This is a genomic window from Desulfobacula sp., from assembly GCF_021107415.1.
Genome location: NZ_JAIOSW010000365.1, coordinates 1 through 22392, shown reverse-complemented (window position 1 = coordinate 22392; position 22392 = coordinate 1). Strand labels below are relative to the sequence as shown.

The window sequence follows — 22392 nt, the reverse complement described above, 5'->3', positions numbered from 1 at the left end:
AAGAACGACTTAAGAATATGGTGATTCTGGCCATGGGTCAGAAGCGCTTGGTGGGAAGGAAAAAAGAGTGGATTGCCGGCATTATGCACGCTTTTATTTTCTGGGGATTCTGTGTTCTGTTGATTCGCAGTCTGAGTTTATATGGAGAAGGGTTTGTAAGGGGTTTTCAACTGCCAATTTTTGGTAATGATTCTATAATAGGGTATCTCTATATTGCCTTAAAAGATATCATGGAAGCCATTGTTTTATTGATGGCTGGTTTTGCCATATTTCGTCGGGCAGTTCTTAAACCTGAACGGATGCACAATACATGGGAAGCCTATTTTGTTTTGGTCATGATTGTGGTTTTAATGATTTCCGATCTCTTACTTGATGGCGCCCGGTATAATTTAATTGCTTTGCATAATAATCCCGGACACCTTCATTTTTTTAATAACCCCCAGTATGGTTCCGAGTTTATCTGGACACCTGTTTCCGTGGGAGCAGCAAGCCTGATATCCTGGATGGGAGCTGATGCCAACACTTTTATTCTGACCAGTATGTTCTGGTTGCATATCATCACCCAGTTGACTTTTCTTAATTTTCTGCCCCTGGGAAAACATTTCCATGTTATTACTGCTTTACCCAATGTGTTCTTAAAGAATCTGGGATATCCCCATGAAAAAGCCAAACTTCTGGATTTGGAAGATGAATCGGTCTGGGAAGACGAATCCTTAGGAATCAATCACATCCACCAGCTCAATTGGAAACAGGGATTGGATCTTTACACCTGCACCGAGTGCGGCCGATGTAAAGAGGTTTGCCCGGCTTTCACCACGGATAAACCGTTGAATCTGCATGATTTTAATGATGCATTGAAAGCTGAACTATTTGATAATGCAGACAAGATTATTAAAAGAGCAAAGTTATTTCCCTTCATCAAAAATGATGATACTTCCGAAAAAAATGAAGAAATTAATGAGAAGATAGCTGAGGTCGAGGGCAAACTCAAGGCCGAACTCAACAGTAAAAAGACGCTGATTGGTGACGTGATCTCCGAAGACACACTCTGGGCCTGTACCACCTGCCGGGCCTGTGAAGAGGTCTGTCCTGTGACCATCGAACATGTTCCCCGTATAATAGCCATGAGACAGGGGCAGACATTGATGGCAGGAGTTTATCCCCAGGAGTTGAACGTGGCCCTTAAAGGACTTGAGCGCAATGGCAACCCATGGGGTATCGGGTATGATAAGCGTGCTGATTGGGCAGATGGACTGGAAGTTAAAACCATGGCGGAGACTTCGGATGTCGATTACCTGCTCTGGGTTGGCTGTGCCGGTTCATTTGATGATCGAAGCAAAAAGGTATCCACAAGCCTGGTCAAAATACTGCAAAAAGCCGGTGTCAGCTTTGCAATCTTAGGTGTGGAAGAAAAATGTACCGGCGACTTTGCCAGACGTGTCGGCAATGAGATGATGTACCAGATGATGGCCCAGGAAAACATTGAAACCCTGAACAATTACAAGGTTAAAAAAATTATCGCGGCATGCCCTCATTGTCTTAATACGCTCAAGCATGAATACCCGCAAATGGGCGGAAATTATGAAGTGATCCATCATGCCGAGTTTATCGATGAGCTTGTAAAATCTGGTAAAATCACCCTGAACAAATCATTGGAAGGCTCTCTGACGTATCACGATCCCTGCTATCTGGGGCGATATAATGAAATTTATGATCAACCCAGATCAATTTTGCAGTCCATATCAAAAGACGGGCTCCAGGAACTTGACCGGCATGGTAAGGAAAGCTTTTGCTGTGGTGCCGGCGGTGGAAGAATGTGGTTGGAAGAGACCATTGGTAAAAGAATCAATGTGGAACGAGCCGAAGAAATCGTCAATAAAAATGTGGCAAATGTAGCCGTGGCTTGCCCTTTCTGTTTAACCATGATTGAAGACGGCATGAAAGAGCTGGATAAAGACGAACAAGTCAAGACCCGGGATATCGCCGAACTTGTGGCAAATAATATGGTGTGAGATCGGTAGAAAACAAATACCATGATTGTTAGAAATCTAAATGATAAAGAAGTGCTTGAAACCACATACCTGGCTCATGGCGGTGCTGTTGCCCAGATGGTCCTTGACTGTAGAACCTTAAACGAAATAGGTTTTCTGGCAACTGCAAGGCTTGAGCCGGGTAAAGAAATCGAATCCCATATCGATCCCATGGAAGAGATCTATTTTGTTTTAAGCGGAACAGGCCTGATGCGGGTCGATGATGAAGAAAAGCAGGTAACTCCCGGAGATGCCACCTGGATTCCCACGGGTTCTTCCCACAGCCTTCTCAATAATGGTACTGAACCTTGTGTTATCCTGGTGGTTGCATCTCCTTGGGATAAATAGATAAGAATCAGGGGCGATGAAAACCTGATTCACAAAATTTTAAAAAACTTATGCTGCCTGGCAATAATTCCCTTCCTATCCAGATAGTTATCAAATTGCTGTGATAATTATTGCGGTATTTTAGTCATCATGTTATCCCTAAGATAATATTCTTAAAAAGTGAATGCTATGCGGATAAAAAAATATAAAATGGGTGCGATTAATTATCAAATAAATTTTTATCAATGAAAGATATGCGGGCAACCGGTTAATTACTTGTTCTAAAAGCATGACGTAATAATAAAAAAGGCTTGATATGACATTAGAAGAATATAGAACTATTCTCAGCGGATTAACATTAATCACGATAATAATAGCAGTACTTAATTATTGGCTTGCAAAGGAAAAAGCAAAAGATGATGCGGAGTTATCCCAAGATAGAGAAATATGTAATCAAGCCATATTAGCACTTGAAAGAGCTTACGTTACTTTAACTGGCGAAAATGGAAATTTTTCATCACCTGAAAATAGCAGATTAAATTGGTTAACGACATCGAGACATATCATCAGATTTCAAAAACTCAAATCAATGTTGAAAACAGAACTTTATCGACTTGTATGTTCTGAGCAAGAAGAACATTGGAGACATCAATTTTATTTGTGCTTTAATCACACCGAGATTTTTTCCCCTTCGTACTTTCAAGGTAGATAAAATATGCCTTTTTCTTCTGAGAATATTGAAATAAAATCGGCGTTAATTGTAATCAATTTCAAGCAATGGAATCCAGAAACATCGGATCCAATTGAAAAAGTAAAAGAAGAACAATATATCGAAGATGGTTATACTCTAAATGGTCAACATGGTCTAAAAGAATATATTAAGATTTTGGAAAGGGAAAGAAATCAAAGGAATAATTCATAACTATTGCATCCACAGCCGACCGGTGGATAATGAGAAGCGTTAGGCAATTAGGGAAAAAATGGATCAGGTACAACAATTTAATGCACAAAAATTAGAAGCAGCATGCCGTGTTCTTGGCGATACAGAAAGGGGACTTACTGGTTCTGAAATTGGGTATTTACTCCAAGAGTGTAAGCTTACTGATGTGACTCCAGGTATTACAAAATGGCAACGACTATTCAATGCACTTGCAGAAGCGCAAAATAAATATCAGGTAGGGAACCACTTGATTATGCTAATCAATAGAGCTCTCGATCCAGTAAAGTACATTAGAGACAAAGAAAAATTCGAATGGAGAAGAAGTGAAATCAATGTAGTTCTTGCATTCTCTGGCTTTATGGTTCGTGATGACGGCAAAGTTATCATTTCAAATAAAGAGACAACATTAAAGGGGGCTCGTGCAAGGGCTGGCGCACTTCGATCCAAGTTAGAAGATAGAAACTCACATTTGGAAATATTTAATTATTGTCAGGCTGAGCTTTTAGAAGAAAATTATTTTCATGCAGTCTTGGAGGCTATTAAAGGGGTTGCTGATCGAACAAGAAAAATGTCAGGACTTAAATCAGATGGGGCTGAACTTGTAAACAAAGCTTTCTCTGTTAAGGCGCCAATCCTCGCAATAAATTCACTATCAACAGAAACTGAACTCAGTGAACAAAAGGGCTTTGGTAATATGCTTATCGGTATATTCGGTGCTATAAGAAATCCTACAGCCCATGCTCCAAAAATAACTTGGCCAATTTCAGAACAGGATGCATTAGATATATTTTCAATGATTTCCTTCATTCATAGGAAACTGGATATTACGATTAAAATAGGTGGTTCATAATGAGAATGCTTGTATAACTCGAGGCTCAAATGACAAGGAAAATCACAGAAATTACTCGGCGGGATATCTTAGATTCAATATTTCTTGAAAAAATTAATCTATATGGTCGACTAGAAGAGACAGCATTTCTTTCAAGGATCTGGGACTTGGATTCAATGCCTTCATATGATGGCCGGTTCGATAATGCAACTGGAGATATATGGCAGCATACAGTTAATAACTATGACTGGGACGACAATTGGATATTTGAGGATGATAGATTCAATCTTATGAGAGGGGATGATGAAACCTTATTACGATTCCTTTGTGAAACAATTCACCCTGTTGTAAGATCTGACGCAACCGAGTGCGAAAGGCTTTGTCAGCTCTACAACAACTGTTTGAAAAATGATGGTTACGAAATAATCGAAAAGGCCAGAATTTCAGGAAAAGCTATGTATGTTGGACGTTATATAGGAACATCAGTATCGCCTGGAATAAATTCTGCTAAGGAATTATTTTCTGGAACTGATGTGGGATATATATCCCAACAAATCACTCGAATGGAGACTGCTGTCAATCAAGATCCTGAATTAGCTATAGGAACCGCCAAAGAATTGATTGAAACTTGTTGTAAAAGTATATTGCATGAATGCAATGTTACATTCTCAGGTAGAGATGATTTACCAAAATTAGTTAAAAAAACTGTAAAACAATTGGAACTGACGCCAGCAAACATACCAAACCAATCAAAAGCTGGTGACACGATCAAAAGGTTACTCAGTAATTTAGCAACAATTACTCAAGGCATTGCTGAGTTGAGAAATAGTTATGGAACAGGACACGGGAAATTAAACGGCAATAAGGGATTGCAACCGAGACATGCAAAATTGGCTGTTGGTGCGGCATCTACCCTTTCTGTTTTTCTTGCTGAAACTCATAAAGTAAGAGGATCTAAAAAATGATAAGTCGCGGCTCACAGTGGCGGCGCTGGGAACCTCATATCCACGCCCCTGGTACAGTTCTTAATAATCAATTTGGAGGTAGTGATCCATGGGAGGAATATTTAACTACACTTGAGGCGCTTAACCCGAAGATCGAAGCCATTGCAGTCACTGATTATTATGTCACTGACACATATGAAAAAGTTTTGAATTACGTACAAACTGGCAGACTTCCTTTCGTTAAGTTGATATTCCCTAATGTAGAGCTTCGACTTGATATAGCGGCAAAATCTGGTTTCGTGAATATCCACCTTTTAGTTAGCCCAGAAGATTCCGATCACCTCACCCAACTTCAAAGAATACTAACCAGGATGCAGTTCCAGGCGCATGGCGATAGTTTTGCCTGTACGAGAAGCGACCTCATAGCCCTTGGAAAAAGATCAGATCCAAGCATCACCGAAGACCATGTTGCACTTCGACACGGAGCAACTCAATTCAAAGTCAATTTTAAACAGCTTCGAGAGATATATCACCAAAGTGAATGGGCCAAGGATAACATCCTCATTGCTGTTGCTGGAGGAGCCAGCGATGGCACCTCGGGTTTACGTCAAGCGGCTGATGCCACTGTACGTCAAGAAATTGAGAAATTTGCTCATATTATATTTTCTAGCAGCCCAGCACAACGGGAATTTTGGTTAGGGCAGCGTAGCCTTGATATGGAGTCTTTACGCGAACGTTACAACGGTTGCAAACCTTGTCTTCATGGTAGTGATTCTCATGACCAAAAAACAGTCGGGCACCCAGTTGAGGACCGTTTTTCTTGGATTAAAGGTGGCTTAGAGTTTGATACCTTACGCCAAGCTTGCATCGATCCAGAAGGACGTGCATTCGTTGGGTCGGAGCCACCGAGTACGGCGATGCAGTCTCAGGTCATCTCCCACGTGTCGGTAGGTAACGCGACTTGGGCTAAAACACCCAAAATCCCTCTCAATCCTGGCCTAATTGCTATCATTGGAGCCCGCGGATCTGGCAAAACAGCTCTTGCAGATATAATTGCCGCAGGAAGTGATTCAATACCACGGGATACGTGGAATACTAACGAGAACACCAGCCCCTCCTTTTTGATCCGAGCAAACCAGCTTATCGGAGATGCAACAGTCACTCTAACATGGGGAGGGGGTGGTATTGAAAAACGGGCATTAAATGGGCATGATGCTAACGGAAATATTTCTTTTCCAAGAGCCCGTTACCTATCCCAGCAATTCGTCGAAGAACTTTGCTCGTCAAATGGGGTTTCCGACAGGCTTATCGAAGAGATTGAAAGAGTAATCCTGGAAGCTCACCCACTTGATGAACGTGAAGGCGCTATTGATTTCAATGAATTTAGAGAATATCGGACAAACCGATTTCGTCAGGCTCGTGATCGAGAAGTCGAAGCGATATCTGATCTGTCTGATCGAATTGCGCTTGAACTGGAAAAACAGAGTTTGGTTCTTACGCTTACTAAACAAGTCGCGCAGAAAAAAGTACTAATCAATAATTACAATTCAGATCTCGCCAAACTCGTTGTTAAGGGTACAGAAGCTCAGGTGAAACGTCACGCGGAACTCAGTAAAGTAGCTCAAGCTCTTAGAGAAAAGATTCAGGCTTTTACAAATCAACGACGTGCTTTCCTGGCGATGCAGGATGAGGTAGCCGGTACCCGCACAACAAAAGCACCGGAGATGCTTCGCCAGGCACAAGAAAGGCATCGACTAAGTGGGCTTAATGATCAGCAGTGGGGCGAGTTCCTCCTGATTTACAAAGGAGATGTCGACAATAGTCTATCAGGGTATGTGGTATGGGCTGACAAACAGATTGCCGATCTTAGTGGCAAACCTTGCCAACCTGAGGATCCGAAGACACCTTTAATTGCCGACAAAGTTGATCTCAAGACTCTGAAGCTTTCGACTATCGTTGCAGAGATGAATAGGTTGGAAGCTTTATTCAGTGCAGACAAAATTGTTAGGGATCAGTATGTAGCACTGACTAAACGAATTAGACAAGAGAATACAGCCCTTAAAGCGCTGGAATTGAAACGGACCGATGCAAAAGGGGCAGCGGAACGTAGGAAGGATTTGCAAACTGAACGAGACCATGCCTACGGGCGTATATTTGAAGCAATTATCAATGAGCAGTCTGCGCTCACGGACCTCTATGCTCCATTATTAGCACGACTTGCATTATCGTCTGGAACATTAAGAAAACTTGGCTTTTATGTCCGACGCGTCGTTGATGCTGATCAATGGGGAGCTTTCGCCGAGGAGAATCTTCTAGATCGACGTAAAACAGGACCCTTCATGGGTCGAGGCTCTTTAATAACACGTGTGGAAAAAATGCTTAAACCAGCATGGGAGAAAGGCACTGCAACCGAGATTCAGGCGGCAATGACTGATTTCATTTCGACCTACCTAAAGGATATACTTACCCACGCACCCTATGCCCCGACACAACAAGCTGAATATAAAGCGTGGCTAAAACGATTCGCTGGCTGGCTTTTCGGAACTGATCACATCTCAATTCGATACGAGATTGTCTATGATGGTATTGATATCCGCAAGCTTTCGCCAGGGACGCGAGGAATTGTATTATTACTTTTATATCTTGCAATGGATGAAAATGATGATCGTCCATTGATTATCGACCAACCGGAGGAGAACCTAGATCCAAAGTCTGTAAACGATGAACTTGTTCCATTATTCACTAAAGCAAAAGCTAAGCGTCAAGTTATTATGGTGACTCATAATGCCAATCTTGTAATCAACACAGATGCAGACCAAATCATTATTGCCGAAGCGGGGCCACATCCAATTGGAGGACTTCCACCGATCGCCTACCATGCAGGAGGACTAGAAAACGAATCTGTTCGAAAAGCAGTTTGTAATATTTTAGAAGGTGGTGAAACAGCGTTTCAAGAGCGTGCAAGACGCCTTCGCGTCCGATTGAAGAGATAGAGTATGTTTTAAGGTTTATCATAGGTGCTATAGACGGGGAAAAGGAGTAGGATCAAGCAATATTTCACAATATGCTGTAAATGAAAGAGGATTTTTTCAAAACTTAATTTTACATTAAATGCTTTTTCAACAACAAAAATGAACCGGGCAAGCCGGTTATTTTTCGTGTTATGGATTGGAGAGAAAATGAACATTACAGAAAAAATCCAAACAATTTACGATAACGTCAAGAATTATTACTCTGATATTAAAACAAACCTGTTGTGGATATTTTTAGAAATGATACAATGGAGCCCTTGAGTAGTAAGGTATAGGCCAATTATTGAATCGGGTATTTTTCACTATATTCGATGAAATAGAAAGGTCTGAAAGGAGGCACAATGAGCAAAAAGGATATCATTAAAACACTTCGTAATTATAAAAAAGATGTTGCAGCGCAATACAATATTCTTTCAATCGGTATTTTCGGATCAGCGGCTCGTGATGAGGCCGGGGAAGGCAGTGATGTGGATGTGGTCGTTCGTATATCAGAACCGGATTTGTTCATGCTTGCAGGTATTAAAAATGATTTGGAGAAAAGGCTTCGCAGACCTGTGGACATTGTTACATACAAGGACACTATGAATCCATTTTTAAAAAAAAGAATAGATAGTGAGGCGGTATATGCTTGACAAAGAGCTTGCTTTAGAAGTCCTTCGACAGATCGAAGAAGCTGCCCAAAAAATCATTGACCGCTTTCAGATCATAGAAGGGCCAAGTGACTTTACTGATACCCCGGTAGGTATAGAAAAAATGGATGCCATCTGCATGATGTTGATCGTCATAGGAGAATCACTAAAAAATCTGGATAAAATTACAGATCAAAAATTATTATTACAGTATCCGGATGTTGATTGGATAAAGGCAAAGGGAATGCGGGATATTATCACACACCACTACGCCGACATTAATGCGGAAACAATATTTTTTACATGCAAGAGAAAGATTCCTCAACTTTTGAGTACAATTCAAAAAATGACAAAGGATTTGAAAATTTAACCCAACAAGGAAAGCAGCTTGAATTATTTACCAAATGAAAAGAATTATCAATCAATAAAATCTACCAGTAATACCGAAAATAAACTGAAGCAAGTTTTCTTGATCCTTTGAGAAGAACCTTGCGTCGATAATTGCAACGTTCTATCATACTCGCTGAAGTTACAAATTTAAGTGGGAATTTTTTATGGAGAACACAACATAATGGCAAAAAAGAAAGCAGAAAATCAGCCCTTTGAAAAAACCCTCTGGCAGACAGCAGACAAACTGCGCAAGAACATAGATGCCTCAGAATACAAACACGTGGTTATGGGGTTGATTTTTCTTAAATATATTTCAGACTCCTTTGAAGAGCTGTATGCAAAACTGGTTGAGGGCAAAGGAGAATATGAAGGCGCTGATCCGGAAGACAAGGATGAATATAAGGCGGAAAGTATTTTTTTTGTTCCTGAAATCGCCCGGTGGAGCTATCTTCAAGCCCATGGAAAACAACCGGATATCGGCAAACGGATTGATGATGCCATGGTTGTCATTGAAAAAGAGAATCCGACCCTTAAAGGGGTTCTGCCCAAAGAGTTTGCAAAACCCAACCTTGACAAGCAGTCCTTAGGCCAGCTTATCGATCTGGTGGGCAGGATTGCCTTGGGTGATGCCAAAGCAAAGGCCAAGGACGTATTGGGACGGGTGTACGAATATTTTCTGGGTCAATTTGCTCTTGCTGAAGGACGAAAAGGGGGACAGTTCTATACCCCCCAAAGCATTGTCCGGTTGCTGGTTGAGATGCTGGAACCCTATAATGGAAGAGTCCTTGATCCGTGCTGCGGCAGTGGCGGCATGTTTGTCCAGAGTGAAAAATTTATTGAGAGCCACCAGGGACGACTGGATGATATCTCTATTTATGGCCAGGAGAGCAACCAGACCACCTGGCGCCTGGCAAAAATGAACCTTGCCATTAGAGGAATTGACGCTTCCAATGTCAAATGGAATAATGAAGGCTCTTTCCTCAAAGATGCCCACCCCGACCTGAAATCAGATTATATCATTGCCAATCCCCCGTTTAACATGAGTGACTGGTCAGGGGATCTTCTTTTGGAAGACAGCCGCTGGAAGTATGGGACACCCCCCAAAGGAAATGCTAACTTTGCCTGGGTCCAGCATTTTATCTACCATCTTGCTCCCACCGGCATTGCAGGATTTGTTTTGTCCAATGGGTCTCTTTCTTCCAATACCGGCGGCGAAGGCAGTATCCGGAAAAAAATTGTGGAAGACGATCTTGTGGACTGCATTGTCATGCTACCCACCCAGCTTTTTTACAATACCGGCATCCCCGCCTGCCTCTGGTTTCTAAGCCGTTACAAAAACGGTAATAAAAACAGGAACCGGAAAAACGAAGTTCTTTTTATTGACGCCTCTAATATGGGATATATGGTGGACAGGCGCAACCGGGCCTTTGATTATGAAAAAGATATCATGGAAGTTGCCAGAACCTATCATGACTGGAAATCAGACACCGGTACCTATGAAGACATCAAAGGGTTTTGCAAATCCGCTAATTTGGAGGAAATCGTCAAGCATAAATTTGTCCTGACCCCGGGAAGATATGTAGGTATCCCGGACGAAGTTGATGACGGCATTCCTTTTGAAGATAAAATGAAATCTCTGACCGGGCAGTTAAAAGAGCAGATGGAAGAAGCGCAAAAGCTGGATATTGAAATCAAAAAACAGCTTGCCAAAGTGGGGTTTGAGATATGAACAAAATGCCGGACACTGTCTGGCAAATCTGGAAAACGTAAGCCGGGAAATATAAGATCGGAGAATTAAAAATGGGAAAAAAAGACATTCGATGGAAACAGAGATTTGATAACCTTGACAGAGCGTATCAAATATTTCGGCGCATTCTGGATATTGAATCACCCAATGAAGCTGAAAAAATGGGTCTGGTTCAAGCTTTTGAGATTGTTTTTGAACTTTCCTGGAAAACCATTAAAGATTATCTGTTTGAGCAGGGATTTGAAGAAAAATCACCCAGAGGGGTATTAAAACAGGCCTTTCAAAATGAAATCATTATAGACGGGCATAATTGGATAGAAGCATTGGAAAATAGAAATGAAACCGTGCATACCTACGATGATGAGATGGCAGAGAAGATAGATAAAAAAATCAGGAAAATATATGCACCCATGATACGGGATCTGTATTTCTATTTTAAAAAAGAATACAATAATGAGTAGTGGCTTAACAAAGAAGGATATTAAAACCATCATTCAGGTCTTGGGAAAATACCCGGAAGTTGAAACTGCTGTTTTGTACGGGTCCCGTGCCATGGGTACTTATCAAAGAGGATCAGACATCGATATTGCATTAAAAGGTGGAAAACTTACATCCAGTATCTGTTCCCACATTCATTTTGAATTGGAAGAAGAGACTCTACTGCCTTATTTTTTTGATATTACGGATTATCAGAGTATTAAAAATGAAAAGCTCAAGGAGCATATTGATCGGGTCGGAAAAATTATTTATGGAATTGACAATGGTGAGTGGCAGGAGTGCTTTTTAGATGAAATCATTGAAATAGTTGGTGGAGGGACACCCAAGACCTCAGTAGAGGAATACTGGTCTGGAAATATTCCATGGCTATCGGTCGTTGATTTTGGAAATGACAACAGATGGGTTTTTAAGACTGAGAAATCAATAACAGAAATAGGACTAAAAAATAGTTCAACAAAGTTATTGAATAAAGGCGACTTAATAATTTCAGCCAGAGGAACTGTCGGTGAGTTAGCTCAGCTATCAGGGGCGATGGCATTCAATCAATCCTGCTATGGATTGAGGGCAAAGTTTCCATTATCAAACGCCTATTTATATTATCTTCTGAAATATAATCTACAAAAACTTAAGAAAAATACTCATGGTTCAGTTTTTAATACAATAACACGGGATACCTTTAAAAATATTGATGTTAAATATCCAGCGAGCAAAAATGAAATAAATAAAATCGAGAATACTCTTTCGTGTATAGACTTAAAAATTGATAACCTTCAAAGACAAAACCAAATCCTTGAAAAAATAGCCCAGACTCTTTTTAAACAATGGTTTGTGGATTTCAATTTCCCGGATGAAAATGGGAAATCCTATAAGGATAGTGGCGGAGAGATGGTTGGGTCTGAATTGGGGGAGATTCCAGGTGGTTGGATGGTAAAAAAACTTGGCAATTGTCTTAAAGCATTAATTGATAATAGGGGAAAAACTCCAAAATTTGTTGAAAGTGGTATTCCAGCATTGAGTGCTAAATTTGTTAAAAATGGGAATCTGATTAATAGGGATAAATTTAATTTTGTGCTCCATGATCTGTTTAATCAATCGGAAAAGCTATTAATTGGTGATATTATCATGACATCAGAAGCGCCTTTGGGTGAGTTGTATTATATATCTGAAAATACAAAGTATTACCCAGCACAAAGAGTATTTGCTATGCGAGCTGACCAACAAGTTGTTTTACCATCCTATTTATATTTTTGGTTAGATAGCTTCGTGGGACAATATTTAGTTAAAAGAAGAGGTTCTGGTTCTACTGTGCAGGGTATTAAACAGTCGGAATTGAAAGAATGTGAAGTCATTATTCCAGACTGGAGACTAATAGAATTAGCCGATAGTTCTTTAAAAATCATTTTGTTAAAAAAAGAAAAAAATGAAACCCAAATACAGATCCTGGCTAAAACCCGTGACACCCTGTTACCCAAACTCATGTCCGGTCAGATCAGGGTCAGTGACTGATGAAAATATCTGAAAACAAAATTGAATCCTTTGCTATAGAGCTGTTCCGGCAGGAAGCTTATGAATATGTTTACGGGCCGACCATGGCACCGGACGGAGAAAAACCGGAACGAGCCGCTTATACAGAAGTTATTTTAAAAAACAGGCTTGCCCATGCGGTGAATATTTTGAATCCATCCATCCCGGATGATGCACAGCAACAGGCCCTTCGGGAAATTTTTAACCTGGCCTCCCTTGATCTGATTAACACCAATGAAACCTTTCACATCTATTTGACCAATGGTATAGATGTGGAGTTTCAAAAAGACGGGGATACACGGGGAGACAAGGTCTGGCTTGTTGATTTTGACACGCCTGAAAACAACGAGTTTTTGGTCGTGAACCAATTCACTGTGACGGAAGACAATGTCAACAAACGGCCGGATATCGTGATTTTTATTAATGGTCTGCCCCTTATTGTCATGGAATTAAAAAATCCGGTGGATGAAAATGCTATCCTTACCACTGCATTCAAGCAGCTTGAAACCTATAAATCCGTGATTCCTTCATTATTTGTTTTTAACAGCCTTCTTGTTATTTCGGACGGGTTGGATGCCCGGGTGGGTTCATTGTCTTCAGGGTTCAACCGTTTTTCCGCCTGGAAGACAAAAGACGGGAAAATTGAGGCCTCAAAGCTCGTCAATCAACTGGAAATCCTGATCTGCGGTATGCTCAATAAAAAGATCCTTCTGGATCTGATCCGGTATTTTACAGTGTTTGAAAAATCAGGAAAAGAAGATATCAGGACCGGCATGACCATGGTTCAGACCGAAAAAAAGATTGCCTATTATCACCAGTATTTTGCTGTAAACAAGGCGCTTGAGTCAGTTATAAGGGCTTCTTCGCCAAAGCCGGAAAGCGAATCGGCTGTAAGAGAAGACCCGGTGGTTTATGGTCAGCCCACGGTCCAAAATCAGGAAAAAGGGGACAGGAAGGGCGGCGTGATCTGGCACACCCAGGGAAGTGGCAAATCCCTGAGCATGGTCTTTTTCACGGGCAAGCTGGTATTAACACTTGATAATCCGACCATTGTGGTCATGACCGACAGGAATGATCTGGATGATCAGCTGTTTGATACCTTTGCCGCATCCCGGCAGTTGCTGCGGCAGGACCCGGTGCAGGCACAGAACAGGAATGTGCTCCAGGAACTGTTAAAAGTGGCTTCCGGCGGTATTGTGTTTACCACGGTCCAGAAATTTTCACCCGTAAATGGCGAAGCCGTTTATCCATTATTATCGAACCGGTCCAATATCGTAGTCATTGCAGATGAGGCCCACCGCAGTCAGTACGGGTTCAAGGCAAGAGAAGTGGATATAAAAGATAACAAGGGCAATGTCACTGGAAAAAAGACCCTTTACGGATTTGCCAAATATATCCGGGATGCCCTTCCCAATGCCACCTTTGTGGGATTTACAGGAACGCCTGTGGAACTGACAGACAAGAACACGCCTGCGGTATTTGGCAACTATATTGACATTTATGATATTTCCCAGGCCGTGAAAGACCGGGCCACCGTCAAAATTTACTATGAAAGCAGGCTTGCCAGGATCAGGATTGACAAAGAAGGTCAACAACTGATTGATGAACTGGAACAAGACCTGGAAAAAGAAGATCTGTCTGCCACTGAACAGGCAAAAGCCAGATGGACAAGGCTTGAAGCCATTGTTGGATCAAAGGATCGGGTGGCCCGTATTGCTCAGGATATGGTGGCCCACTTTGAAGCGCGGCTTTCTGTGTTTGAAGGCAAGGCCATGATGGTTGCCATGACCCGGCGCATTGCTGTTAAGTTTTATAATGAGATCATTAAATTAAAGCCGGAATGGCACAGCCCTGATCTTGACAAAGGTGCCATCAAAGTTGTTATGACAGCCTCGTCATCGGACGGCCCTGAGATGGAAAAACACCATACCAGCAAGACCCAGAGACGGTTTCTGGCAGACCGGTTCAAAGATCCGCAGGATTCGCTTAAGATTGTCATTGTCCGGGATATGTGGCTCACCGGATTTGATGCGCCGTGCCTGCATTCTCTTTACATTGACAAACCCATGAAAGGGCACAGCCTGATGCAGGCCATTGCCAGGGTGAACCGGGTATATCTTGATAAACCCGGCGGTTTGATTGTGGATTATATCGGGATTGCCTCTGATTTAAAAAAGGCCCTTTCCTTTTATACGGCCAGCGGAGGAAAAGGCAAACCCGCTGAAACCCAGGAAGATGCCATTAACCTGATGCTGTCAAAACTTGAAATAATTGAGCAGATGTTGGAAAGAATGCCGTATGACGGATATTTTTCTGCACAAATGAAAGAAAAATTATCCATCATCCTGAAAACAGAAGAATACATACTCAGCATAGATAATGGAAAAGACCGGTTCGTCAACGAAGTTACAGCACTTTCAAAAGCCTTCGCCCTTTCCGTTCCTTCGAAAGAGGCCATGGATATCAAAGAAAAAGTTTCCTTTTTTCAGGCAGTAAAGGCAAGGCTGCAAAAATTTGGTATCTCAGAAGGAGGGAGGACGTCCGAAGAAATTGGAACTGCCATTCGCCAGGTTATTGATCAGGCGGTTGTTTCCGACAAAGTAATTGATATCTTTGATGCAGCCGGGATCAAAAAACCGAACATTTCAATCCTGTCAGATGAATTCATGGAAGAAATCAAAGGTATGGAGCACAAAAATCTTGCCCTTGAACTGTTAAAAAAGCTTCTTAACGATGAAATCAAGGCCAGAAAAAAAACAAATCTTGTCCAGAGCAGAAAATTATTAGAACTTTTGGATGCTGCAGTCAGAAAATATCAGAACAAGCTTCTCACCTCCACAGAAGTCATAGAAGAATTGATCAAGCTTGCAAAAGATATTAAACAAGCGGATCAGCGGGGAGAAGCGCTTGGTCTTTCAATCCATGAACTGGCATTTTATGATGCCCTGTCACAGAATCAAAGCGCCCGTGATGTCATGGGAAAAGACAAACTGCGGGAACTTTCCGCAGTGCTTGTGGAAAGAATTAAAAGCAATGTTACCATTGACTGGAATATTAAAGAGAATGTACGGGCGAAAATGAAAGTCATTGTTAAACGGTTACTGCGAAAGTATGGATATCCGCCTGACATGCAGGCTCTCGCAACGGAAATGGTATTAGATCAGGCAAACCTGTTTTCTGATTTCCAGGTGAACAACTAAATCTCAACAAAAAAATGTTACGGGCTTCTGCCGTAGATTTTGTTCACGGAAAAGGGAACTCAGAATGCAAGATGTTTTAAAATTTCTTAGCGATGATGAAGGAGCTTTGAGCGTTATTTTTTCTGGATTAGTTAACTTCAACAGTTCCGCCAAAAAATCTCCTGAAATATTAAAGCCGATTTTGGAGGGTTGATATAATGAATAAAAAAGAGTTATCAAAATATAATCCAACAACAGAATTTTTGCTTTATAAAGCTTCAAATGGAGATATTAAAGTTGAAGTGTTATTGCAGGATGAAACAATATGGATGCCACAGAAAAAAATAGCAGAACTGTTTGATGTTCAACGACCGGCGATTACAAAACATATAAAAAATATTTTTGGAAACGGAGAATTAAACGAAAAAGTGGTATGTTCCATTTTGGAACTAACCACCAAACACGGTGCAATTGAAGATAAAACGCAAACAAACAAAACAAAATTTTATAATCTTGATGTAATAATAGCAGTTGGATACAGGTCTGCATTCATCCTGCCTTAGATTTTATAGCCATATGTTTCTTAACATGAAAATAGGTTTTCCAGATCGAAAAGAACAGGATGAGATTATCATTCACATCCAAACCCAATCCACCAAAATCGACAAAGTAATTGCTTTGCAGGAGCAAATGATCAATAAACTTAAGGAATACAAAGCAACTCTTATTAATAGTGCAGTTACCGGTAAAATTAAAGTGCCGATGCCAAAAGAAGCAAATACAACAGATTAAAAGGCTATAAATTCATGGGTGATATTAAACAGATTGAAATTTATCAAAGCGGTGACGGGCAGACTCAAATTCAGGTGCGTCTGGAGCAGGATACAATCTGGCTGTCCCAGGCTCAGATGGCAGAGCTGTTTGGTAAGGATTCAGACACCATAGGCCTTCATCTTAGAAATATATATAAATCCAATGAGTTGGATAAACCGGCAACTACCGAGGAATCCTCGGTGGTTCAAAAGGAGGGTAAACGTCAGGTTCGCAGAAAAATCATGTTCTACAATCTGGATGCCATTATTTCAGTGGGCTACCGGGTTAATTCCAAAAAAGGAACCCGGTTTCGTATCTGGGCAACACAGCGCTTGAAAGAACATCTTGTTCAGGGTTACAGTCTTGATAAACATCGCTTTGAACAGAATGCAGATGAGTTGCAGCAGGCATTGACCCTGATTCAAAAGGCAGCCCGGTCTCCAGCCCTTGAAACAGATATGGGCCGGGGGCTGGTGGATATCATGGGCCGGTATACCCAGACTTTTTTATGGCTCCAGCAATATGACGAAGGCTTGCTCAAAGCATCTGAAGGAAGACCTGGCGGGATTCTGGCAACGCCTGAAGACGCCATGGCATCCATTGTTGAATTGAAAAAACAATTGATGGCAAAGAATGAGGCTTCTGAGCTGTTTGCCAATCCATCTCATCCTGAGGGGCTTCATGCTATATTCGGGAACCTGGACCAAACGGTTATGGGGGAGCCTGCCTATCCAACCATTGAAAGCAAGGCTGCCCATCTTTTATATTTTGTAGTAAAGAATCATGTATTCACCGACGGCAATAAACGCAGCGGTGCCTTTTTATTTTTAGATTTTTTGAATCGAAACCAACGTCTGATGAACAAGGAAGGGCAGCCCGTGATCAATGACACGGGACTTGCGGCACTCACACTGCTGGTGGCAGAATCAGATCGCAAACAAAAGGAAACGATAATCAAACTGATAATGAATCTGTTGTGCGAACCTAAAACTTGACAAAGAGGATAAAGATTCCCATGGTCAGCCAAACCAATGAACAGGCCCTGGAGGCCGCCATTGAAAAACAATTGACCGGTACCTGTCTTGAAGAGCAGAAGGCAGATAAGCCTTCTGAAAATAAAATAGAGGAATCACAACTGCCCTTTGGCCCTCACCATGGATATGAACTGGGGTACCCCAAAGAGTTTAATGCCCGGTTTGCTGTGGATGAAACCAGATTCTGGAAGTTCCTTGAAACCACCCAGGAAAAAGAGCTTGCCAGACTGTCCCGCAACAGCAAGAGCGAGGAAGAATGGCAGCGTAAAATCCTGGAACGCCTGGACCGGATGATAAAAAAATACGGCTTGCTCCATCTGCTGAAAAAAGGGCTGGGTGTGGATGATGCCCTTCTTACCCTGATGTATCCGGCACCTCTGGCCAGCAGTTCTGAAAGGGTAAAGCAACGCTTTAAACACAATATTTTTTCCAGCACCCGGCAGGTGCACTATTCTCTGGATAATCCCATGGAAGCTATTGACCTGGTCCTTTTTATCAACGGCCTTGCCTTTGCCACCCTGGAATTGAAAAATCCATGGACAGGCCAGACCGCCCGGTATCATGGTCAAAAGCAGTACCGGACCGGCAGGGACAAAAATCAACCGTTGCTGCAGTTTGGCCGTTGCCTTGTCCACATGGTCGTGGACACGGATGAAGTGTATATGACCACAAAGTTGGCGGGAAAATCCACTTTTTTCCTGCCGTTTAACAAGGGACACAATCTGGGGGCGGGTAATCCGCCAGGCCTTTCTGAAACAGGCGGCCATAAGTCTGCTTACCTCTGGGAAGAGGTGTTCAGCAAAGAGAGCATTGCCAATATCATCGAACATTTTGTAAGACTTGACGGAAAGGCAAAAGATCCCTTAAATAAACGAACACTTTTTTTCCCGCGTTATCATCAGATGGATGTGGTTAGAAAGCTTGTCAACCATGCAGCATGCAATGGCGTGGGACATACCTACTTAATTCAGCATTCGGCAGGATCAGGCAAATCCAACTCCATTACCTGGGCTGCGTATCAGCTCATTGAAACCTATCCTGAGAATATGGGTGTTCCTGGTGCAAAAGGAATGGAACAGCCTTTATTTGATTCGGTGATTGTTGTCACTGACCGCCGCCTTCTGGATAGACAGCTGCGGGAGACCATCAGAGAGTTTTCCGAGGTTAAAAATATCATTGCCCCGGCCTATAAATCCGTAGAACTGAAAAATGCGCTGGAGCAGGGGAAAAAAATAATCATCACCACCATCCAGAAGTTTCCTTTTATTATTGACGGCATCAGCGATCTGAGTGACAAACATTTTGCCGTGGTCATTGACGAAGCCCACAGTTCCCAGAGCGGGTCGGCCCATGACAACATGAACCGGGCCATGGGAAGTGCGAACAATGATGATGAAAGTCTGGATGCCCAGGACAAAATTCTCAAAGCCATGGTATCCCGTAAAATGCGCGGCAATGCCTCCTATTTTGCCTTTACCGCCACTCCCAAAAATACCACCCTGGAAAAATTCGGGATTCAACAACCAGACGGCAGTTTTAAGCCCTTTCATCTTTATTCCATGAAGCAGGCCATTGAAGAAGGCTTTATTCTGGATGTCCTGGCCAATTACACCACATATAAAAGCTATTATGAAATTCAAAAATCAATTGAAGAAAACCCGTTGTTTGACAGCCAAAAGGCCCAGAAAAAACTGCGCGCCTATGTGGAGCGACACCAGCAGACCATTAATATCAAGGCAGAAATCATTCTGGAACATTTTATTCCCCATGTGGTAAACCAAAAAAAGCTCAAAGGCAAAGCCAAGGGTATGGTAATCACTCAAAATATAGTAACCGCTATTCGTTATTACAAAGCCATCACTCGATTGCTGGATAAAAAGGGGAACCCGTTCAAAGTTGTGATTGCATTTACCGGGAATAAAGAGGTTGATGGGTTTGAATATACGGAAAGCTCGATAAACGGCTTTAGTGAAAATGCAACCCGGGAGCAATTCAATAAAGATGAATACCGCCTGCTGGTGGTTGCCAATAAATATCTGACCGGTTTTGACCAGCCAAAGTTAACGGCCATGTATGTGGATAAAAAACTTCAAAATGTTCTGGCGGTCCAGGCGCTGTCCCGTTTGAACCGTTCGGCGCCTAAGCTTGGCAAAAAGACCGAGGATCTGTTTATCCTCGATTTTTTTAATACAGTGGATGACATCAAAAATGCATTTGATGATTTTTATACAGCCACCAGTCTTTCCTGTGCCACAGATGTGAATGTGCTGCACGAACTAAAAGAGTCATTGGATGATGAAGGCGTGTATGAATGGCATGAAGTGGAGAAATTTGTTGAATACTATTTTTGTAATGCAGATGCCCGGATGCTCAGTCCAATAATTGATACAGCAGCAGCCAGGTTTAATACCAGCCTGGAACTTGAAGATATGGACAAGGCTGATTTTAAGATTAAAGCCAAGCAGTTTGTCAAAATTTATGGCCAAATGGCATCGATTATGCCTTATGAAATTGTGATTTGGGAAAAATTGTTCTGGTTTTTAAAATTTCTTATTCCAAAATTGATTGTCATAGATCCTAATGTGGATCAAATTGATGAATTACTGGACTCAGTTGACCTTTCATCTTATGGCCTGCAACGGGTTAAACTCAATCACCGAATCCGGCTTGATGAAGATGAAACCGAACTTACTCCGCAAAACCCTAACCCACGCGGAGCCCATGGTGAAGATGAGGATTATGACCCACTGGATGAGATCATCCGCAATTTTAATGAACATTGGTTTCAGGGCTGGAGTGCGACACCGGAAGAACAGCGTGTTAAATTCTTAAACATTGCCGACAGCATCAAAGCCCATCCTGATTTTGCCGAAAAATATAAAAATAATCAGGATACCCGTAACAGGCTTTTGGCATTTCAAAAGATTTTTGAGGATGTCATGCTTAAAAAACGGCGCAATGAATTGGAATTATATAAATTGTTAGCAAGTGATGTGGCATTTAAAGCGGCTATGCAGCATAGCCTTCAACATATTGTCGATAGATAGGCAAAACAGACAAGAGCTTATGTGCCGCCAGCGGATATTGAACTGATCCCCAACAACCAAAATGCTGCGGCTAATACCGCAGATTTTCAAGTTTTAACAGAAAAGGGAACTAAGAATGCAAGATGTTTTAAAATTTCTTAGCGATAATGAAGGAGCTTTGAGCGTTATCTTTTCTGGATTAGTTAACTTAAACAATTCTGCCAAAAAATCTCCTGAAATCTTAAAGCCGATTTTGGAGAGCTTGATAAAAAAGCAATTGTTTCCAATTTGGAAATAGTTCAAAAAGCCCCTAATTATTATAATCTCGATGTTATAATTTCAGTTGGTTACAGAGTTAAATCAATACAGGGAACAAAATTTCGACAGTGGGCGACCAAACGGATTCATGAATACATTGTAAAAGGTTTTACAATGGATGATGACCGCTTGAAGCAGGAAGGAGCAAGATCAAGATATTTTGAAGAATTTCTTCAAAGAATCAGGGACATCAGAAGCAGTGAAAGAAATTTTTACCAGAAAGTAACCGATATTTATGCAACCAGTATTGATTATAAAAATGATGACTCAATAACCAAAGAGTTCTTTGCAACCGTGCAAAATAAAATGCACTATGCCATCCACGGATTGGGAGCAACCATGATTGGAATTGTTCCTGCCGCCATAAACAAAAGAAGCAAGAGAAATTTTTCAGATCCCAGCTGAAAAAGAGGCTGTTATGTCTGTAATTATAGGATACCCAAAATACAAATATAAACAGGCAATAAAAAGAAACGTCCAAAAAATAAACTGGATTAACTGAATTTCAGCAAGGAACATGCTGCGGTCAAGCTGTAGATATTCAAAGTTGAGGCCGTAGGAAGAGCCTGAAAACATTGGAGATTCTTCCCATTTTATGCTATAATTTTTTTTAAAAAGAAAACAAAACCGCTGACCTCTTAAATCTTAAACAATCCATTTATGAGAGATGACTTTGTATGTGGTTATAAATGAAATAGATAACAATGCTGTTGAACCTATCCTTTTGTGGAAACGCCTGAAGGAAATTTTTATAGTAGTTTTAGTCAGAGAGCTTTTTAATTTAATAACGCTTTTAAGGGGCTTTATCATACCTCCTGCAATGCAGGAGGTCGGTGATCACGACTCCTATAAAAAATTCCTTCTCGCCGTGGTCCTGCCTTTTCGGTTTGTTATCTTAGAAATTTCGTTTTATATTCCTTTGGCCTCAGACCGGTATGTCTGATAAATAATTTTCTGAAAAAGCCGCTGTTTTCATAACCAACCTGATACGCTATTTCTTCGAATGTATGAGAACCTGTCTCAAACATGTGCTTGGCGGCTTCAACTCTCAAACGCTGTAAATAGGTTAAAAACGAATCTCCCGTGGCTGTTTTAAACCTGCGCTCAAATGTACGCCGGCTCATTCCGTTTT

21 protein-coding genes are annotated in these 22392 nt (G+C 41.5%); 20 read left to right on the top strand and 1 reads right to left on the bottom strand.

Annotated elements, in window-relative coordinates; genetic code table 11:
• The 20 genes from K8S13_RS18430 to rhuM (K8S13_RS18335) form a co-directional block, all read left to right on the top strand.
• On the top strand, positions 1–2012 hold a 2012-nt coding region (locus K8S13_RS18430), incomplete at its 5' end, for a (Fe-S)-binding protein (RefSeq protein ID WP_291464813.1).
• A gap of 21 nt (positions 2013–2033) precedes the next feature.
• A complete protein-coding gene (locus tag K8S13_RS18425) occupies positions 2034–2378 on the top strand; it encodes a cupin domain-containing protein (protein ID WP_291464812.1) in 345 nt (114 codons plus the stop codon).
• Between the two features lie 295 nt (positions 2379–2673).
• Positions 2674–3069 (top strand): hypothetical protein, encoded by a 396-nt coding sequence (locus K8S13_RS18420; RefSeq protein ID WP_291464810.1) that lies wholly within the window; start codon positions 2674–2676, stop codon positions 3067–3069.
• Between the two features lie 3 nt (positions 3070–3072).
• Positions 3073–3279, top strand: coding sequence for a hypothetical protein (locus K8S13_RS18415; protein WP_291464808.1), 207 nt, complete (start codon positions 3073–3075; stop codon positions 3277–3279).
• A gap of 58 nt (positions 3280–3337) precedes the next feature.
• Positions 3338–4147 (top strand): TIGR02391 family protein, encoded by an 810-nt coding sequence (locus tag K8S13_RS18410; protein WP_291464806.1) that lies wholly within the window; start codon positions 3338–3340, stop codon positions 4145–4147.
• 29 nt (positions 4148–4176) lie between these two features.
• The gene (locus tag K8S13_RS18405; RefSeq protein ID WP_291464804.1) at positions 4177–5091 is read left to right on the top strand and encodes an abortive infection family protein; all 915 of its coding nucleotides are present in this window, start codon (positions 4177–4179) and stop codon (positions 5089–5091) included.
• On the top strand, positions 5088–8063 hold the full coding sequence (locus K8S13_RS18400; protein ID WP_291464803.1) for a TrlF family AAA-like ATPase: 2976 nt from the start codon (positions 5088–5090) through the stop codon (positions 8061–8063). Before K8S13_RS18405 ends, K8S13_RS18400 begins: the two co-directional genes overlap by 4 nt.
• Before the next feature lie 380 nt (positions 8064–8443).
• Positions 8444–8734, top strand: a complete 291-nt coding sequence (locus tag K8S13_RS18395; protein ID WP_291464802.1) for a nucleotidyltransferase family protein — start codon at positions 8444–8446, stop codon at positions 8732–8734.
• Positions 8727–9101: a HepT-like ribonuclease domain-containing protein gene (locus K8S13_RS18390; protein WP_291464801.1), complete on the top strand. Its 375-nt coding sequence runs from the start codon at positions 8727–8729 to the stop codon at positions 9099–9101. The genes K8S13_RS18395 and K8S13_RS18390 overlap by 8 nt, the downstream gene beginning before the upstream one ends.
• Before the next feature lie 201 nt (positions 9102–9302).
• Complete coding sequence (locus K8S13_RS18385; protein WP_291464799.1) at positions 9303–10850, top strand: class I SAM-dependent DNA methyltransferase; 1548 nt, start codon at positions 9303–9305, stop codon at positions 10848–10850.
• A 71-nt stretch (positions 10851–10921) separates the two neighbouring features.
• Positions 10922–11329, top strand: a complete 408-nt coding sequence (locus K8S13_RS18380) for an HI0074 family nucleotidyltransferase substrate-binding subunit (protein WP_291464797.1) — start codon at positions 10922–10924, stop codon at positions 11327–11329.
• Positions 11322–12872: a restriction endonuclease subunit S gene (locus K8S13_RS18375; protein ID WP_291464795.1), complete on the top strand. Its 1551-nt coding sequence runs from the start codon at positions 11322–11324 to the stop codon at positions 12870–12872. Before K8S13_RS18380 ends, K8S13_RS18375 begins: the two co-directional genes overlap by 8 nt.
• Positions 12872–16090 (top strand): type I restriction endonuclease subunit R, encoded by a 3219-nt coding sequence (locus K8S13_RS18370; protein ID WP_291464794.1) that lies wholly within the window; start codon positions 12872–12874, stop codon positions 16088–16090. The genes K8S13_RS18375 and K8S13_RS18370 overlap by 1 nt, the downstream gene beginning before the upstream one ends.
• Positions 16091–16154: 64 nt before the next feature.
• A complete protein-coding gene (locus K8S13_RS18365; RefSeq protein ID WP_291464793.1) occupies positions 16155–16283 on the top strand; it encodes a hypothetical protein in 129 nt (42 codons plus the stop codon).
• Positions 16284–16287: 4 nt separating this feature from the next.
• Complete coding sequence (locus K8S13_RS18360; RefSeq protein ID WP_291464791.1) at positions 16288–16632, top strand: hypothetical protein; 345 nt, start codon at positions 16288–16290, stop codon at positions 16630–16632.
• 25 nt (positions 16633–16657) lie between these two features.
• A complete protein-coding gene (locus tag K8S13_RS18355) occupies positions 16658–16861 on the top strand; it encodes a hypothetical protein (RefSeq protein ID WP_291464790.1) in 204 nt (67 codons plus the stop codon).
• Positions 16862–16875: 14 nt separating this feature from the next.
• The gene (gene rhuM, locus K8S13_RS18350) at positions 16876–17877 is read left to right on the top strand and encodes a RhuM family protein (protein WP_291464789.1); all 1002 of its coding nucleotides are present in this window, start codon (positions 16876–16878) and stop codon (positions 17875–17877) included.
• Positions 17878–17897: 20 nt separating this feature from the next.
• Positions 17898–20963 carry a DEAD/DEAH box helicase family protein gene (locus tag K8S13_RS18345; RefSeq protein WP_291464787.1) on the top strand — a complete coding sequence of 1022 codons (3066 nt, stop codon included), beginning with the start codon at positions 17898–17900 and terminating at the stop codon, positions 20961–20963.
• A 115-nt stretch (positions 20964–21078) separates the two neighbouring features.
• Positions 21079–21240 (top strand): hypothetical protein, encoded by a 162-nt coding sequence (locus tag K8S13_RS18340; RefSeq protein WP_291464786.1) that lies wholly within the window; start codon positions 21079–21081, stop codon positions 21238–21240.
• Positions 21231–21665 carry a RhuM family protein gene (gene rhuM / locus K8S13_RS18335; RefSeq protein WP_291464784.1) on the top strand — a complete coding sequence of 145 codons (435 nt, stop codon included), beginning with the start codon at positions 21231–21233 and terminating at the stop codon, positions 21663–21665. The genes K8S13_RS18340 and rhuM (K8S13_RS18335) overlap by 10 nt, the downstream gene beginning before the upstream one ends.
• A gap of 485 nt (positions 21666–22150) precedes the next feature.
• On the opposite strand, the gene K8S13_RS18330 is transcribed toward rhuM (K8S13_RS18335), so the two are convergent.
• Positions 22151–22392: helix-turn-helix domain-containing protein (locus K8S13_RS18330; RefSeq protein WP_291464782.1), on the bottom strand; the 242-nt coding region annotated here is incomplete at its 5' end.